This window comes from Neptuniibacter sp. (genome assembly GCF_024231755.1).
Classification (GTDB): Bacteria; Pseudomonadota; Gammaproteobacteria; order Pseudomonadales; family Balneatricaceae; genus Neptuniibacter.
The window spans coordinates 24,193-39,344 of the sequence record NZ_JAAEQH010000269.1 but is presented as its reverse complement, the minus strand read 5'-3'; the positions used below and the strand labels follow the sequence as shown (position 1 = coordinate 39,344).

The window sequence follows — 15,152 nt, the reverse complement described above, 5'->3', positions numbered from 1 at the left end:
GGGAGAGCCTTAGCCAAGGGAGTTGAAAACCCGACTAAAGCGCACCGCTAACAAAACAAGCATGGCGAACAGATAGCGCTGTACCGCTCTACTTATGGCCTTGCTTCTTTAAAGGCTCTCATTGAAAGCCCTTAAAAAAGCCCCCGAGCAACCGGGGTAAATCCGCTTGTGGCAGATGAGAGTGACGACAGTCATGAATTCAGTTGTCTGTTTGGGCAATATCCCATCTGCATTGATTTGCTAAGCTGATTGGGCAGAACGAAAGCGGCCTTCTGGATAGAAATGATCAAGAAGATCATCGCGAGCAACCTGGCCTTTAGAGTTCTCAATCAAACGAGACATTAGCTCTTGCCGAGGAACTTTCTTGCCTGGAACAAGTTGCTCAGAAATGTAGCGGCGCGTTGTGACGCATTGCTCGGCGTATTGCTCAAGCTCTTGGTCGTTCATGTCGCTAATAAATTGTGCGAAATTAGATTTCATGCGGTTAATCCCTCCGATTTGGTGAGAATAACCAATTTGGTGTTATTTAACAACACCTTTTGGGTGTTTTACCTTAAAGGTAATGATAGCGATAATTTATATATGTCAAAGACCATTCGAGAAATCCGTTACCATAACGCCCGGCTTATACAAGAAGCTTGCGGTGGGCAGCTTGTCGTTATTGATATCCTGGGAAAATCTCAGTCTCAAGTTAGCTCTATAATGGGCGACAATCCATCGAAAGGAATTGGCAATAAGATTGCTCGTCAGATCGAGAAAGTTTTTGGCTTGCCTGGCGCGTGGCTGGATGTTTGGCATAAAACTGCACCAGCCTATGATCCAGTGGATCGTAAGTTTATAGTCGAGAAAAGAATTGTGACGCCCGAGCTAAGAGAGGTAACAAGGGAGTTTGCTTATGGCTCCGGGTTATCGGATGCGCACAAAAGACTTCTTTATGAATGCCTTATTTCCGCTCAAGAAGAAGTGGCAACAATGAGTGGAGAGCCTACAGACTTCAAATCAATTGCCAATATTGGTGTGTACGCTTTTAATGAATCGCTTAAAGAAGGCCTTCAGGCAGAAGGAAGCGACATTGAAGAAATTGAAGGGCCTGCAGCCGAGGCAAATTAACGGCCTCTAAAGCGTCTTTTGTGCTGACGAAGCCTAAAATTCCACTTACCAAACTCAACTCTTCTCTCTTCCAAGTCAGCAATAGCCATTATTTCCATTGCTTCATCAACGAGCTTATCTGCCGAATTTTTGCGCAGCATCGAATTATCGAGGCTGATAACTTTATCTGTTTGGCTTCGCATAACTATCCCTGATAGAAGATACTGTATATAGAAACAGTATATTTAATTCATTCCCTTTTCGTCCATTCATTTCGAATGGGCAGACCCACTTAAAACATTGATTTTCAAGAACAGTGGCGGATACTAGGTTATATAAAATGAATTTCAAACAAAAAAACCTCTAGCAGGTTTCTTTTGGGCTGTTTATTACCATCTGGTGGTTTTTATTGGCAGGAAGTAACTATGAGCACCGTCGAAACTAGAGGCGGCCGGCTCAAGGAAGGCAGGCAAGCATCAAATAAAGCCCCCGAGGAAATAGCGCTCGAAATCAATCAATCTGTCCATACGTATATAAAGTGGGAGGCCAATCAAACCCAGCCTAAAACCTTGGATCAGGTTTCGGCCGTCTGTAAGGCAACCGGCATAACTCCTAACTACTATATAGACGGCCCATCACTACCGAATGATCTTTTAGATGATGAAGCAACTCTAGTCTCTGCCTATAGAGCCCTGCCAGACAATCTAAAAGAAAGCTTCCTGCAGATAATTACAGCATCCAGCATGAATTGCTCGAAATCAGACAGCTCAGACAGCTAATAAAGCACCAGTGCGCCCTTTCTGCTCATCCTCTCATACGCACTCAGCTACTACTTTAGTCTCCCCGTGCATCACCTTTATTATTAAAAACACCTAAAAGGTGTTGACTATGATTACCTTATTGGTGATACTGAGAACACCTTAAAGGTGATGAGGCAAGCGCAATGGACAGCAAACTAATAACCCCAACCCTGCAGGCTGATTTATCAGTCGCAAAGATTCTGGGGCTAACACCAAGGCAGATAGAAGCATCATCCTGGGCTGCGGAAGGCAAAACAGATGAGGAGATCGGCTTAATCATGGAGTGCACAGCTAGAACAGCAAAAGCACACGTACAGAACGCCATGAAGCAAACCGACACTCATACCCGCGCTCAGCTGGTGGCAAAGCTGTTTATTAAGGACGTGTTCTCAGCCTTTAAAGAAGCAGGGTCTGCAACAGCGCTTTGCTTAGTAATTTGTATTACCGGCGGACTACTAGACAGTGACCACACGGATATGAACAGGGGACCTCACCGCTACCGCCAATCAAGCAGCACCATTAGATCATTACGGAGAGACTGAAAAATGGAATACCAAACTCAATACAAATTATACCGCCATGGTCAGGTTATGGAGCTGGATATTGCCTATGAGCACATCGAGCCACCAGCTGGCAAGGGTTATGAAGAGTTGCAAGTTCTATCGGTCTCTCCTGCTATCGAATTTGCCGACTTTGAGCGCGAAGAGATAGAGCTTCACTGTTGGTCAGATAGAGCAATGGCAATGAGCCTTGAAGACTTGGCGGAGAATGAATCAGCGATAGCTACAAATAGAGAGGTGTTCCCATGTCTGCGTTCAGCATCTTTGTGTTAATAGGCTGGTTCATTGCTTTCTTCTGCTCCCTCCTCATTGGTTGGGCTATCTGCACTGGAACAGTTGCTCTAATCGCCGTGATTAAGGGCGAGGACGTTGAAGAAGCAATCAGCCCTTGGCTGGCGGAGTTATAACCATGGTTGATCAAGGCGTATTTACAGAAATTCAGGGCATGACCTACTTCGAGCTTAAGTCTCTATTGAACTCTAAAGGAAAAGAGCTTCGATATGTGCGCAGGAGATCCGCACAAGAGGTCAAGCGCCCTACTCACATTGGCGCCACCAGCTATCAAGCGGTTGCAGGATTAGAGGTTTAAGTAATGCAAAACTGGCAAACCCAATCAGCGCCTGAAGAAACAGCGATTCTGGCAAATATGGACCCCGACCGGGAATACACCGCCACCGAGCTAGCGGAGAAATGCGGAACAACTCACCAAAAGGTTTCGTCAATGCTGGGTGCTATCGCCATTAGCGGCGCTGTGAAGAGAGTTAAAGCGGCTGACAGTAAACGCTACAAGTATCGCGTTAATCAGCTTTCCATGGATTTTAAATGCCCGTGCTGCGGGAGATAGGTAAAGCTAATGACAAGTATCACTGTAGAAACGTGGACCGAAGTTGATATCGACCTAGAAGAACATCGCGAAGAGATCATTGCAAAGCTAGGCGCAGAAGCTGAAGACATGAGAAAGAACCTGATTGAAGAAATTCATCGGGAGTACAACCTATTTGGCCCAGCTGCTGCCATCAAAGCAGTAGAAGACGCCGTTTATGAAAGTCTTGGTGTTCAGATGAATTTAGGTGGTGCTCAATGACAGATCAAGCAAACGAAACCCCTCAGGAACGCAAACGCCGTAAAGCCAGAGAGCGTAAGCGAAAGCAGCGGGAGAAAGAAGAAGCCCACCTAGCAGCCGTAGGGGCTGAAGATTTGAAGCTCACTGTATTCAGGGGAACAAAGGAAGCCTTAGATCGCCTGATAGCGTTTAACGAGTGCGAGCAATGGCAAGAGGTAACCACCCTTCTCATACATAACGCAGACAAACTAATAGAGCGTGACCCGTCACAGTTACGCGAGCTTTTAAAAGTGGACATGTCACACAAAGGAGAAAGCCCAAATGAAAATTGCTAAGAAACTTAAGGAAGAAGCCGCAGCGAAAATGGCAGAGAAGGTATATAAACCTCAACTGCTAGCGCTTGCTGAAGAGATGAAAGCATTCATGCAAGAGGCTTTCGATTACATGATTAAACCTGGTGCAGATGCTGCTGTTGCCACTGGAGTTGATCAGGCTTACCTATGCAAAGCAGGCATGTTCAATATTTTCCGGCGTGACGTTGATGAGGACCGAAAATCTAAAGGTTACTCGCATCACCACACTTCAGAAGCCCTGAAATGGGAGCAGAATAAATTTGTATCTGCCTCTGACATACAAAGAGTTCGGCTACAGGGCAGCAAAAGCAATATCTTTACTCTTTGCTTTGGCTCCTCTCATGTAGTGCCTAGCGGCTTTAATGGCGAGCTGGATATTGATACTGAAAAGTATCTGAACGACCCGTTTATCTTAGGCTTTGCTGATCGCCTGAGAGCTCTGAACAAACAACAAGTGAAGCTAATCAAAGAGGCGGATGAATACGAATCAAGCGTATTCTCTGTTCTGGAACCGCTAACAACACGCGGCCGCATCGAAGAAACCTTCCCTGCTGCCCTGGACTACCTGCCAGAGCCTAAACCGAAAACAACTCAGCTGGTGCCTGTTGATCTAATCAACAACCTGACTAAGCAACTGCATAGCGGCGCGCAGGCATGAACCGTTATCAATTCAAAGTATTCAGCCGCCGCAAGTATCAGGGAATCCTGTATGTAACAACTAATCGCGGGGCTGATAAGGCAAAAGCAGCTGCAGTAGCCCAAGGCTCTACGCTCTATCCAGCTGTAACGGTTGAGGCGGTCTAGTATGCCTAAGCATCAAGACGAAAACTACTCCCCCTACCCTAAGTCAGGTGGCGGCGTGGCTTTCGAAACCCAAGAGGATTACCAGGACGGGCGACTTTGGCGAGATATTGAGGGCTGGACACAAACACCTTATGGATATGTTCGTTGCTGGTCCACCAGCTTTGAAGGCAGCTACCAGCAAACTCGCCTTTCGATCATCAAAGATGGTCGCATGCATGACCGTCGATTTAACAAGCAGTACACCGCTCGCGGAATGGTAACTAAAGCCAAACAATTCGCTAAGGATGTTTTTGAGGGTAAGAACGATGCCTAAATTTGATATGGAACAGCTTCAGGAATACGCCCACGGCTTAGAAGAGTCTTTTGATAAGCACTATGCAGACGGGTTCTGGGAAGGTGTGATCAAAGTTGCACAGCTAAGCCAGGATGAAGAGCTTTTGCAGTTTGCTCTTGAGCGCTCAGACAGGCTAGCACCTTAACCCAGAGCGCACGTGCCGCAGGTCACTGTGGCGCGGCATGTTATGCAATTTTTGGAGCAACACGGATGGAAAGAATTGTTTGTTGGTTTAGTTGCGGTGCTGCTAGCGCAGTAGCCACAAAGATAGCCATTGAAGCTAACAGCCTATCTCTCAAACCTAAAGAACTGGTGGTTGCCTCCATCTATTTGAAGGACGAACACCCAGATAGCGAGCGGTTTCTAAAAGAGTGTGAATCATGGTTTGGACAGAAGATTGAAATACTTACCTCAGACAAATATGACTCTTCAGTAGACAAGGTAATTGCGAGCACTAGATACATGTCCGGAGCGCGCGGCGCTCGATGCACTAAAGAGCTTAAAAAGCAGGTTCGATTAGATTGGCAGCGTCATGATGATATCCACGTATTCGGCATGACATGCGAGGAAGAAAAACGAATAGATGACTTGCTTGATAGTGAAAACAATCTATCTATTTGGCCCGTACTCATTGATGAAGGCATGTCTAAAGCTGACTGCTTTAGCTTGATTGAGAGCATAGGAATAGAGCTGCCTGAAATGTACAAGCTCGGATACAACAATAACAACTGTATTGGGTGCTTAAAGGCTCAAAGCCCAGGCTACTGGAACAAGATTAGAGTGGATTTCCCAGAGGTTTTTGAGACCCGATTAGAGCAAGAGCGAATGCTAGGAACTGCTCTATCAAGAATGTCAGCGAACAAGTTTATTAACGAATACCCGGAGCACTTCAAAAAAATGATGGCTGATGCGGATCAGGGTAAAGCCCAGATCAAGATCAACAGCAAAGGGGCAATTATGGTTCCGTTGCGATACCTACCACCAGAAGCAGGTAAGCACGAATCAATTTATGTAGGTGACTGCGGGTTTTTCTGTGAAAAGCCGGCAGTATAAGGGAAGAGAGAGTATGAGTATTGAGCTATTACCGGCAGATTTAAAGCATCCTAAAGAATGGCACATACGTACCAACAGCTGCAGATGCCACCCTGAAACTTGTTGCTGTGATGATTGGGCGCTGTATTCGCCAGACGGGGAAAAGGCTTCTACTTTCTTCGATGAAACAGAAGCGGAAAAAGAAGCTGAATTTAGAAATCAGAATGCATAACCGTGCCATCACAGGCACGAATTTGCACGAGTTTAACGAGTGAAAACAGAGTCCTTTGAATGGCTTTGTTATACGAGGAGATAGCATGAACTGCAAGCCTGGAGACTCAGCAATCACGCTATATAGCGATAAGTTTAACGGCAAAAATTCTGGGAGGTTGGTTGAAGTCTTATTTCTGGCCCCTAGCGGATATTTTGAGTTACCAAACGGCGTTATAAACAGCCCAAGTAAACCGAATAGCTGGGTATGTAAAAGCCTCGGTACACCATTTGCTGGAGCGCTTGAGGACGGTATGTATGGAGTTTTCCCAGACCGCAAACTAAGGCCGCTACCTAAAGATGTAGAAGAGATAAAGGAAGATAGAGTGGCGGTCGTATAACACCGGGTTAGTAGGCCATTCGGTCTTATATGCACGCAACTGATAGACCAATAATGAAATAGGTTTCTATTATGAAAGTACCATTAACAGATTGGGCTAAGCTCCACTACTCAAAGGAAATTGGCATTAATACGCTGCGTAGATACGCACGCGAAGGTCGCTTTTCTCCTGAAGTCGAAATGGTGGCCGGTTGTTACATGGTAGACGAGAATGCAAAGCTCACAGAAACCCGTAGCCGTGCCAGAACAGAGATGGTTAAAAAGGCCGCTGCCATGAAAATGAACGCCGCTGATGTCGATCTCAGTAAAGTGGACCCGGTCGTATTGGAGATAGTAGGAAATGTCGCCTAGACCCCGCGTTAACAAGCAAACGGATGTGCCTAACCTTAGAGCCGAGCCAACCAAAAACGGGAAGGTTCGCTACAGGTACAAGAACGTAATGACCGGTAGAACCAAGACAGTAGGCGGAGGCAACAGGACTGAAGCTGAACGCATTGCCAAACAGGCTAATGCCATCATTGCACAGAAGATACTTGATAAAGAGGCTGAGCTAATCCTATCTGGCGCCGAATCAGGAACAGGCATAACTTGGGGCAGGTGGTGCGATGAGTACATGCTTATTCAGCAGAAGCGCTTTGAGCTAGGCAAGATCAAAGCCAGCACTCTAAAAACAATAGAGAGCAGAGTTAAGCGAGTTAAGAAGAAATTTCAGCAGCGTAAAATCCACCAGCTGAATACATACGATTTCACCAAGTACCTTAAAGAGGATTTCTTGTCTCGCAGCAAGGATGGGATGGCGGTAATGATCCGCTCTACCCTTATCGATATCTGTGCAGAGGCTATCAGTGAAGGCGTTCTACCATCCGAGAAAGGTAACCCTGCCCAGTTCACAAAGCCGATTGCCAGACAAACCAAACGATCACGTTTGCTGCTGGAGGTTTTCAAGGCAGCGCTAGAGTGGTCTCAGAAGAACCAGCAGCCCTTTATGTGGAAAGCAATGCTATTTGCTCTGGTTACCGGTCAGCGCCGTGAAGATATCGCCAAATGCCGGTTTGATGACATACAGATGATCGAAGGGATTGAATATATCGGCGTAATTCAAGGCAAGACAGGAACCAAGGTGGCTATACCTCTTGATCTTCGCCTGGACTCTATCGGTTACAGCGTAAGAGACATTATCTCTTTATGCCGTGATCGAGTAGTAAGCCGGTACTTATTCCATCACAACAAAAGCAAAGGCCACTGCCGTGCAGGCGATAGAGTGAGAACAGACACGTTCTCTTATCTGTTTGCTGATGCCATTCGGTCACTTGGGAAGAGCTGGGGCGAATTCAATCCCCCTACCCTACATGAGACTAGATCACTGTCTGGTCGAGAATATGAAAAGCAAAACAATAAAAATGAATTGCTTGCGCTAGCCGGAAAGCCACACTCGCAGATCATTGATGTTCAGAAGCTACTAGGTCACAAACTGGAAAGCACCACAGCTATCTACAAGGATTCACGTGGGCATGACTGGGTGACCGTGAATGTGGCAGAAAGTTAACCCAGAGCGCACGTGCCGCAGGTCACTGTGGCGCGGCATGTTATGCAGGAATAGAACGGGCTTGAATTGATGAAGAAGGCAATATTTTTATTCGATTACACAGGCATCATGGCTCAGCCTTGGCTTGATGAGGGCTACGAATGTTGGTGTTTCGATGGTCAACATTCCAGAGGAATCACCCGGGATGGAAACCACGTGAAGGTAGGAATGTTCTTTGAAGCAAATTCAAAGCTTCTATTTGCTCAGCGCATAGCCTCCATGGTCGGGCCGGGAGTTGTATTTGTATTCGGCTTCCCTGAATGCACGGATTTAACAAACGCTGGGGCTAAGCACTTCCAGAAGAAACGAGACTTTAACCCTATGTTTCATTCTGAAGCTATAGAGCTATGTGATTTAGTTCGGGTGGTAGGCGTGCTTTGTGGAAGCGCATGGGCATTTGAAAATCCTATGGGCGCACTTTCAACACAGTACCGATCTTACGATTTCAGATTCAATCCTTGTGACTATGGCGGCTACCTTCCAGAGGATGATGCGCACCCGTTATACCCCCAGATTTACCCGGGACGTGACGCATACAACAAAGATACATGCATCTGGCACGGCAACGGTTTCAAGGAGCCTAAGCGCAAAAAAGTGGATCCACTTTACAAAGAAAACCCAGGCTGGAAATTGTGCGGTGGAAAATCCACTAAAACAAAAAACATTAGGTCCGCTACCCCCCGGGGATTTGCACAAGCGGTATTTGAAAGTAACAGGCAAGCACTGAGTTCTAGTGCTGCATAACCCCATTGTTTACGGGCGCGAGTGTAGCGAAGGCATGAGCGAAACAGCGTCCACAGTAGAACTGATTGTTATCTACTTTTTGAAGGAATAGGAAATGAAGCACATAAAAGCATCCTACAGTTTTTACACGTTCTTCAAGTATCTGGGGGATGCTGCCACCCTGCTGCTTTTCTACTTGGTGCTGCGTGAAACTGGTTTTAATTACTCAATCCTGTTGTGGATGATTCCACTCTGGCTTTTGGCTGAGTTTGGCTGTTTTGCAGAGCGGGACCGGAAGCACGATTACGGTAGATAACACCGGGTTAGTAGGCCATCCGGTCTTATATGCACGCAAGAGAGAAAGATAATGAATAAAGAAACAGTAATCGAAGCACTAAGTAATACTATGAGGTTTAAAGGCTATTCTCATCGTTCTGAGCGCTCATATAGAAGCTGGATTATTCGTTACATTGACTTCTGCGTGCGTAATCCTGCCGGAACTAGTCAAGACAAAGTAAGGGGGTTTCTGACTTATCTTGTTCGCGACCTAAACAACAGTCACTGCACGCAAAAGTTAGCACTTAATGCGATATCGTTCTTATACAAGGAGATATTAAAACAGGAGTTGGGAGAGCTTGGTACGTTTCCCAAATCCACTAGAGCTAGGAAACTACCGGTAGTGCTGTCCCAAGATGAATTAAGGCGCCTGCTGAATAACATAACAGGTATTCATCACACCATTTGCAGCCTGTTGTATGGCTGTGGTTTAAGGCTGAATGAAGCGCTGAATATAAGGATAAAGGATCTGGATTTTGACAGGCAAGTCATCACTATCAGATCAGGCAAAGGCAACAAGGACCGAACAGTAATGATGCCGCCTCCCCTGATTAACGCCTTGAAGAATCAGATTGATGTGGTTGATCGGTTACATAACGAAGATCTAGCAAATGGTGTCGGTGAAGTTTACATGCCAAACACGCTGGCTAAGAAATTTCCTAACGCAGCTAAAGAGCTTGCCTGGCAGTTCGTATTCCCTTCTAGCAAGCCCGGACCAGAGCCATACACCGGCATTATTCGCCGGCACCATATTCACGATTCAGCTGTTGGCAAAGCATTGAGAGCAGCCAAGAAAAAAGCCGGGATCAATAAAGATTTTAAATCCCATGCCCTGCGACATAGCTTTGCTACCCACCTGCTCGAAAGCGGAACTGATATCAGAACCTTGCAAGAGCTTCTTGGTCATGAAGATGTTCGTACCACTCAGATTTATACTCACGTCATGGTAAATGGAGCCCTAAGCACCAGGAGCCCGTTAGAAAATATTGCGCACAGCTCGTAAAACGCTTCCAACTGTACTATTTGATACACATCATTAGCCCAAATAACTAAAGGCCAGCTCGCAAATTAAGAGGAATTTTACTCTCTCGAGATAGCGACGCTGGCCTTTCGTTGTTTATAGGGTTGTCCCACTGAAGTCCCATTTAAGTCCCACTCGAATAAACAGTTTTAAATTCAGATATTTAAAGCTAATGCTATATTTATCTTTGGTATACAGCACTGACCCTGAATTACCCCATTTAATTCAATCGGTTAAAGGCGAAAAACTGGATATAAAAACAGTGGTTTTATGTAATTATTCGGTCTAAGTAAATCAATGACTTACAATTAAGTTGTCCCACTTTTTAGTCGTTCTTTTGGCTGTTACCTTGCCGCTTAAATCAAAGGAATAGCAATTCCCTATTACTGTTTTAGATACGTATCAATGAATACATATCAGCAAGAGATTTTAAGTCTGTCGTAGAATCTATATTTATCAAAATCTTAGGTGCACTATTCAGAATATAACTCGAATAATAACAGCCTATTTTTCAATAAAATGCAGAAATAACAGTCCTGTATATTCTGAATGATTTGGCGGGTAATGAATCTTAACTGTATGTTCCGTTCGGTACATATCCCCTAATCCTTGCGGAACCTGTGTACAGAGTTAGTAACTACACCAAATATACCCAAGTAAGTAACGTCATGGCCGTACTGGGTTGTTTCTGGGACGATGGGTGGGCAGTGATTATCATCACAATCTGAAAGGAGCAAATCAGGGTTGAGCTGCAGGCGACGAACAACGAATTCACCATCTACCGCAGCTACAACCACGTCATTATTTTGAGGATCAAGAGCTCGATCTACTATCAGCAAATCACCATCTAAGATCCCCGCCCTTTCCATTGCGTTACCGCTGGCAGTGAACATATAAACAGTGAAGTGTTGGCAGTTTGTTATTTCATTAAGATCAGCTCTATTATCTGGGGAAGCAATAAATTCCATAACCGATACCTGTGCATATATACAGTTAATTATTATGGAGTTTTACTTATTTTGAAAGTTTTCGCGCCAATTACGGTTCCGGTAGCTGAATTATACTTTTGATGTCGGGCACGCAAGGCGCTTTCTTTTTCAGGTGGTTATACCTATTATTGCCACAACATTTAATTAAGGACGATTAAACGATGCGATCCCTTGCTCTTCTCCCTGCTCTACTTCTTACCGGCTGCGCCTCTTCTCCCTGGGTGGTTAAAGAAAAGCTAGACCCGATGACCGATAAAAGTAGTTGCTCTGTCACTTTAGGATCAGATCTAGCGCGCGGCTTTATAAAAAGCCAAGGCGGAATCCATTACTACCCTTTCTTTTCTAAAGGAGAAACAGGGGCTGTATTCGGCGTTCATAATGACTACAACATTCCTGTCGGCAATGTACAGATTCGAGTTGATAGCAATGAAATGATAGAACTATCAACGCAGGAAACCCCGCTAAGGTATGCTCCAAAGCTCCATAGCACTGATCTTTCGTATATTAAGAACAACGATCAAATAGACAAAGAAGCCCTAAAGAAATCAATGGACACCATGATGAATGATGTCCATAAGATAAGCAGCCCCTACACAGCAGTTGAAGGAGCTAAAGCTGAAATGATTATTGATCAGATAAAGACTGGATCAGTCTTGAAAATGAGGGTGCTGGGGCTGGCCGTTAACACTGCTGGCTCTACAGTTGGTGAGCACAAAATAGACAAAACACTAATCGATGCTCTGGCCAAGTGCGGGATTTAAAGCTTGTTAGTACATTGACGCTTTCAGGAACAACCCGGCAACTTGATCATCGGTCATAGACAGACCGCCAGCAATTGCTGAAACCAGATCGTCATCACGTTTAACCTCGGTTGCGTACTCCCATTCGATAACCTGAGCCGGGTCTGTGATTGCAGCGTTAACGCCATCAAGCAAGCCTTCAGCTAGCAGAGCCAGACGCGCCTGGCGCATCGATACAACGCGGGGCGCTCGATTCAATTGCAGCACCCATGCTTCACCATCAAAAGCATAAACACCCCCGCGCCATAGATCGGGAGCTGTTATGTCTTCATGAATATCCATGTTTTCGAGTGTTAGATCACTCACGATAAATTTACTCTCGCCCGTATCTATCAATAGGCCGTTGGATACAAACTCAACCGTTGCGTCATCTTCAAGTAGGTAAACGCTAATGCCGTCTTTACAAATAGTCTTCATCTTAGTGATCTCAGTTGTTAATTAGGATTTCAGTAGAAGAAAGAGCGCGACCAATAGGCCGACCTGTGTCGCTTGTGGTTAAAGCCCCAGTTGATGACACATAGTACTTGGCGCCGGTAGTTAAACCGCTCTGCTGAGCGTTAACGCCGCCGATAATGTTAATCTCACCTGATGCGGTGTCCGAGATTGCCTCAACGGCAATGCCGATGTAATCATCAGCGGTAGTGGTTAATTCATAATCAATCAAGCCTGAATCCAGCCCGCCACCAGCGTCATACGTCACTATGTATTTATCATCAGCAGAGCTGTAACAGATTGACAGCCGATCTACTGTGGTTGTGTAATTCTTAACGACTTCAGGTGTAGTGAATGAGGCGCTATCCCCAACTATTGTGCCGAAGGTTATTTCGGCATCGTTAGCTACGTTATTCTGAAAGATAACACCCATAGTTCCAGTTACAGGGTTAGATACAACTCTCATCTCTTCTGTGTCGACAGATTTGATAGTGCCCTCAGAACCATTGAAAGTTATCGCTGCTCCGCTAACATCACCGATAATATATTTCGCGTGGTCGCTTGCCGCATCATCTACAAAAGTAACCATGGTCTTATTTGCAACAGCATCATAAGCGCAATCTACGTCTTTTGTTGCAGCGCTGGCGAATACCACCTCTGAACCGAATGAAATATCTGTACCTGAGATAGATCCGACTACAGATGTACCGTACTGATTGTTACCAGCAGCCTCGTAGGATATTACGACCTTTTCGTCTGATGAGTCGTAACATGCGCCGTTGGCTCTAATCACGTTCCCCGCTGAGGAATATGTAGCTTCAGCACCGAATGAAATATCTGTGCCTGAGATTGTGCCTACCTGCGCTCTACCGTACCCATTAGGGGTTTCTGCGTAGATAAAAGCTGACGCACCCGCTGCAGGGTCATAGACGACATGGCAGGAATCGCCCAATGCAGACGTAGTTCCTGTTAATGCCTGCGGGTTACCGAACGTCATTGTGTCGCCTGAAATGGTACCTACAATCCCGTAAGAATCATTAGCGCCATTGTAGTCATCATAGAAAATTGCGAACTTCCCGTTAGCGACATCGAAGTCAGCGTTACAGTTATAACAATCAACGCCACTTGCAATGGAAACAGGTGTGCCCCAATCGATGGTACCACCAGCACTAATAGTCCCTACCGCGACAGTAGGGTCATCAGTGGCATTATCAACCCAAAACGCCGCCGCCTTGTTGTTAACACTGTCGTAAACTATATTCGCTTGCCACGGTTTTACAGCGCTGTTGGTTATCTCTACATCAAACTGATTAACAGTTACGTTCTCAGCAGCACTAATCGTTTTCACTGTGCTGTCTGTATTCAATGACACTACATCTCCGGCAGAAATTGCGCCATCGGCTGTGAAGGTGCGAACCCCGCCTGCTGTACCAGTAAGGGCTGCGATAGCTTGAGCGACAAGCTCAGGGGACATTGAACGGTTCGCTGCTACCGTCCCCTCTTCCATTTCTTGCTGCGTTGCCGTCTGGGTCGGAATAGCAGAGTTATAGGGCTGAACTAGGATCCCTAAGTCTCCAGTATCAAGAACAGTATTACCGTTATACTGCAGTCCTGCAGTAAAGTTAGTTAGCTGATTGGTCTTGGCTGTAGCTGGATCATGGGCTTGAACGCTATTCCCTAAGTCGGAAGCCACCAGAACCGGTGAATCATTTTGACGGAGTTCGCCAGTAAAGTTTGCTACGACATCGTCATACTTAACTAGCCCAGTAAATAAGTAACTTATCGTAATTTTCTTGGTTTTGCCGGTAGGAGCATCAGCAATGTCACTTTTATCAATTATAAATAGCGTATCATCATTTGCAGGCGCCTCTGCCAACACAGGTAGGCCTGATCCTTTTTTAGTTGACATTAATGAACCTCTTTATTCTGCTGCTAGCTGAAAGCCATCTTCAGTTAATAGAATTAGGCCGCTCTCTGTTAAGAGCTGCACATTTACATCAATGAGAGCGTTAGGGTTTCTCTCGATTTTAACGATAAAAGTGATTGGCATTATTCGATCCTCGGAAGGCTTGGGACTGCGCCCGACACAGAAGGAAGCGTTTTTAACTGCTGCCGCTCTTCGTTCCCTGTATCTCCAAAATCCAATTCCTGAGCTCCGTACTGGACGGTCACAGATGTTTTAATGGCTGGAGTTACTGAGGTTTTTACATCCGTATCTGACGAAACTGTTACATCAACCTGTATTGCAAAGTCGATTATTGTTTTTACCTCGGGACGGGAGTGGCAAAACAGACTAGTCGCCATGAGTGATATCCCGTTTCATTACTACCGCGAATGTCTCGGTTGAGAATGTAATGTCATTTTCGTCTGTGTACTCCACATCTACAGAGTGATCGCCAGGAGTCCACGTTGCCGTCTGCGCCTTAGAGGCAGTAATACTATAAACACCTCCTTCAGCGTCTGTTTTAGTGACAGTTAACTCTTGTATCAATTCCCCAGCTGAGTCGCGCATCTGGGATCGAATATCCCAGTTAGTAATATCTATTGGTTGATCGGATTCATCTACGACATTCAGTACCCATTCAAGAGTATCTCCCAATTTATGCGTAAGCGTTGCCATA

The 15,152-nt window shown here is 45.6% G+C and carries 29 protein-coding genes; 21 read left to right on the top strand and 8 right to left on the bottom strand.

What is annotated here, in order from left to right; all coding sequences use genetic code 11:
• Positions 1 to 240 precede the first annotated feature (240 nt).
• The gene (locus tag GY843_RS15310; protein ID WP_297310846.1) at positions 241 to 480 is read right to left on the bottom strand and encodes a hypothetical protein; all 240 of its coding nucleotides are present in this window, start codon (positions 478 to 480) and stop codon (positions 241 to 243) included.
• Between the two features lie 39 nt (positions 481 to 519).
• Between GY843_RS15310 and GY843_RS15305 the strand changes: the two genes are divergently transcribed.
• On the top strand, positions 520 to 1,110 hold the full coding sequence (locus tag GY843_RS15305; protein WP_297310845.1) for a hypothetical protein: 591 nt from the start codon (positions 520 to 522) through the stop codon (positions 1,108 to 1,110).
• Here the strand turns inward: GY843_RS15305 and GY843_RS15300 are convergent.
• On the bottom strand, positions 1,107 to 1,292 hold the full coding sequence (locus tag GY843_RS15300; RefSeq protein ID WP_297310844.1) for a hypothetical protein: 186 nt from the start codon (positions 1,290 to 1,292) through the stop codon (positions 1,107 to 1,109). The genes GY843_RS15305 and GY843_RS15300 overlap by 4 nt on opposite strands.
• A gap of 222 nt (positions 1,293 to 1,514) precedes the next feature.
• On the opposite strand from GY843_RS15300, the gene GY843_RS15295 reads away from it, so the two are divergent.
• The 19 genes from GY843_RS15295 (at position 1,515) to GY843_RS15205 (ending at position 10,292) form a co-directional block, all read left to right on the top strand.
• Entirely contained in the window at positions 1,515 to 1,868 is a 354-nt protein-coding gene (locus GY843_RS15295; protein ID WP_297310842.1) for a helix-turn-helix domain-containing protein, read from the top strand.
• A 164-nt stretch (positions 1,869 to 2,032) separates the two neighbouring features.
• A complete protein-coding gene (locus GY843_RS15290) occupies positions 2,033 to 2,431 on the top strand; it encodes a helix-turn-helix transcriptional regulator (RefSeq protein ID WP_297310840.1) in 399 nt (132 codons plus the stop codon).
• A gap of 3 nt (positions 2,432 to 2,434) precedes the next feature.
• Positions 2,435 to 2,722, top strand: a complete 288-nt coding sequence (locus GY843_RS15285) for a hypothetical protein (RefSeq protein ID WP_297310838.1) — start codon at positions 2,435 to 2,437, stop codon at positions 2,720 to 2,722.
• Between the two features lie 136 nt (positions 2,723 to 2,858).
• A complete protein-coding gene (locus tag GY843_RS15280) occupies positions 2,859 to 3,038 on the top strand; it encodes a hypothetical protein (protein WP_297310835.1) in 180 nt (59 codons plus the stop codon).
• Positions 3,039 to 3,041: 3 nt separating this feature from the next.
• Positions 3,042 to 3,293 (top strand): helix-turn-helix domain-containing protein, encoded by a 252-nt coding sequence (locus GY843_RS15275; RefSeq protein WP_297310834.1) that lies wholly within the window; start codon positions 3,042 to 3,044, stop codon positions 3,291 to 3,293.
• A 9-nt stretch (positions 3,294 to 3,302) separates the two neighbouring features.
• Entirely contained in the window at positions 3,303 to 3,533 is a 231-nt protein-coding gene (locus tag GY843_RS15270; protein WP_297310833.1) for a hypothetical protein, read from the top strand.
• Complete coding sequence (locus tag GY843_RS15265) at positions 3,530 to 3,847, top strand: hypothetical protein (protein ID WP_297310832.1); 318 nt, start codon at positions 3,530 to 3,532, stop codon at positions 3,845 to 3,847. Before GY843_RS15270 ends, GY843_RS15265 begins: the two co-directional genes overlap by 4 nt.
• On the top strand, positions 3,834 to 4,523 hold the full coding sequence (locus tag GY843_RS15260; protein WP_297310831.1) for a hypothetical protein: 690 nt from the start codon (positions 3,834 to 3,836) through the stop codon (positions 4,521 to 4,523). Before GY843_RS15265 ends, GY843_RS15260 begins: the two co-directional genes overlap by 14 nt.
• Positions 4,520 to 4,669, top strand: a complete 150-nt coding sequence (locus GY843_RS15255; protein ID WP_297310830.1) for a hypothetical protein — start codon at positions 4,520 to 4,522, stop codon at positions 4,667 to 4,669. Before GY843_RS15260 ends, GY843_RS15255 begins: the two co-directional genes overlap by 4 nt.
• Position 4,670: 1 nt before the next feature.
• Positions 4,671 to 4,982: a hypothetical protein gene (locus tag GY843_RS15250; protein WP_297310829.1), complete on the top strand. Its 312-nt coding sequence runs from the start codon at positions 4,671 to 4,673 to the stop codon at positions 4,980 to 4,982.
• Positions 4,975 to 5,148, top strand: coding sequence for a hypothetical protein (locus GY843_RS15245; protein WP_297310827.1), 174 nt, complete (start codon positions 4,975 to 4,977; stop codon positions 5,146 to 5,148). The genes GY843_RS15250 and GY843_RS15245 overlap by 8 nt, the downstream gene beginning before the upstream one ends.
• A gap of 65 nt (positions 5,149 to 5,213) precedes the next feature.
• Positions 5,214 to 6,056, top strand: a complete 843-nt coding sequence (locus tag GY843_RS15240; protein WP_297310826.1) for a hypothetical protein — start codon at positions 5,214 to 5,216, stop codon at positions 6,054 to 6,056.
• A gap of 13 nt (positions 6,057 to 6,069) precedes the next feature.
• Positions 6,070 to 6,267: a hypothetical protein gene (locus GY843_RS15235; RefSeq protein WP_297310825.1), complete on the top strand. Its 198-nt coding sequence runs from the start codon at positions 6,070 to 6,072 to the stop codon at positions 6,265 to 6,267.
• 85 nt (positions 6,268 to 6,352) lie between these two features.
• Positions 6,353 to 6,646: a hypothetical protein gene (locus GY843_RS15230; RefSeq protein ID WP_297310824.1), complete on the top strand. Its 294-nt coding sequence runs from the start codon at positions 6,353 to 6,355 to the stop codon at positions 6,644 to 6,646.
• Positions 6,647 to 6,717: 71 nt separating this feature from the next.
• Positions 6,718 to 6,996: an excisionase gene (locus GY843_RS15225; RefSeq protein ID WP_297310823.1), complete on the top strand. Its 279-nt coding sequence runs from the start codon at positions 6,718 to 6,720 to the stop codon at positions 6,994 to 6,996.
• A complete protein-coding gene (locus tag GY843_RS15220; protein WP_297310822.1) occupies positions 6,986 to 8,191 on the top strand; it encodes a tyrosine-type recombinase/integrase in 1,206 nt (401 codons plus the stop codon). Before GY843_RS15225 ends, GY843_RS15220 begins: the two co-directional genes overlap by 11 nt.
• 69 nt (positions 8,192 to 8,260) lie before the next feature.
• Positions 8,261 to 8,974, top strand: coding sequence for a hypothetical protein (locus GY843_RS15215; protein WP_297310821.1), 714 nt, complete (start codon positions 8,261 to 8,263; stop codon positions 8,972 to 8,974).
• A gap of 94 nt (positions 8,975 to 9,068) precedes the next feature.
• Positions 9,069 to 9,269, top strand: a complete 201-nt coding sequence (locus GY843_RS15210; RefSeq protein ID WP_297310820.1) for a hypothetical protein — start codon at positions 9,069 to 9,071, stop codon at positions 9,267 to 9,269.
• A gap of 51 nt (positions 9,270 to 9,320) precedes the next feature.
• Positions 9,321 to 10,292: an integron integrase gene (locus GY843_RS15205; protein WP_297310818.1), complete on the top strand. Its 972-nt coding sequence runs from the start codon at positions 9,321 to 9,323 to the stop codon at positions 10,290 to 10,292.
• 620 nt (positions 10,293 to 10,912) lie between these two features.
• Here the strand turns inward: GY843_RS15205 and GY843_RS15200 are convergent.
• Positions 10,913 to 11,278 (bottom strand): S24 family peptidase, encoded by a 366-nt coding sequence (locus tag GY843_RS15200; protein WP_297310816.1) that lies wholly within the window; start codon positions 11,276 to 11,278, stop codon positions 10,913 to 10,915.
• A gap of 266 nt (positions 11,279 to 11,544) precedes the next feature.
• Between GY843_RS15200 and GY843_RS15195 the strand changes: the two genes are divergently transcribed.
• Positions 11,545 to 12,060 (top strand): hypothetical protein, encoded by a 516-nt coding sequence (locus GY843_RS15195; protein WP_297310815.1) that lies wholly within the window; start codon positions 11,545 to 11,547, stop codon positions 12,058 to 12,060.
• Positions 12,061 to 12,066: 6 nt separating this feature from the next.
• On the opposite strand, the gene GY843_RS15190 is transcribed toward GY843_RS15195, so the two are convergent.
• Genes GY843_RS15190 through GY843_RS15170 form a run of 5 tightly spaced genes read right to left on the bottom strand, consistent with a single transcriptional unit; the run spans position 12,067 to position 15,151 of the window.
• Complete coding sequence (locus GY843_RS15190; protein ID WP_297310814.1) at positions 12,067 to 12,516, bottom strand: hypothetical protein; 450 nt, start codon at positions 12,514 to 12,516, stop codon at positions 12,067 to 12,069.
• Positions 12,517 to 12,526: 10 nt separating this feature from the next.
• Positions 12,527 to 14,440: a hypothetical protein gene (locus tag GY843_RS15185; RefSeq protein WP_297310813.1), complete on the bottom strand. Its 1,914-nt coding sequence runs from the start codon at positions 14,438 to 14,440 to the stop codon at positions 12,527 to 12,529.
• 12 nt (positions 14,441 to 14,452) lie between these two features.
• Entirely contained in the window at positions 14,453 to 14,581 is a 129-nt protein-coding gene (locus GY843_RS15180) for a hypothetical protein (protein ID WP_297310811.1), read from the bottom strand.
• A complete protein-coding gene (locus tag GY843_RS15175; protein WP_297310809.1) occupies positions 14,581 to 14,835 on the bottom strand; it encodes a hypothetical protein in 255 nt (84 codons plus the stop codon). The genes GY843_RS15180 and GY843_RS15175 overlap by 1 nt, the downstream gene beginning before the upstream one ends.
• A complete protein-coding gene (locus GY843_RS15170) occupies positions 14,825 to 15,151 on the bottom strand; it encodes a hypothetical protein (protein WP_297310808.1) in 327 nt (108 codons plus the stop codon). The genes GY843_RS15175 and GY843_RS15170 overlap by 11 nt, the downstream gene beginning before the upstream one ends.
• Between the last annotated feature and the right edge of the window lies 1 nt (position 15,152).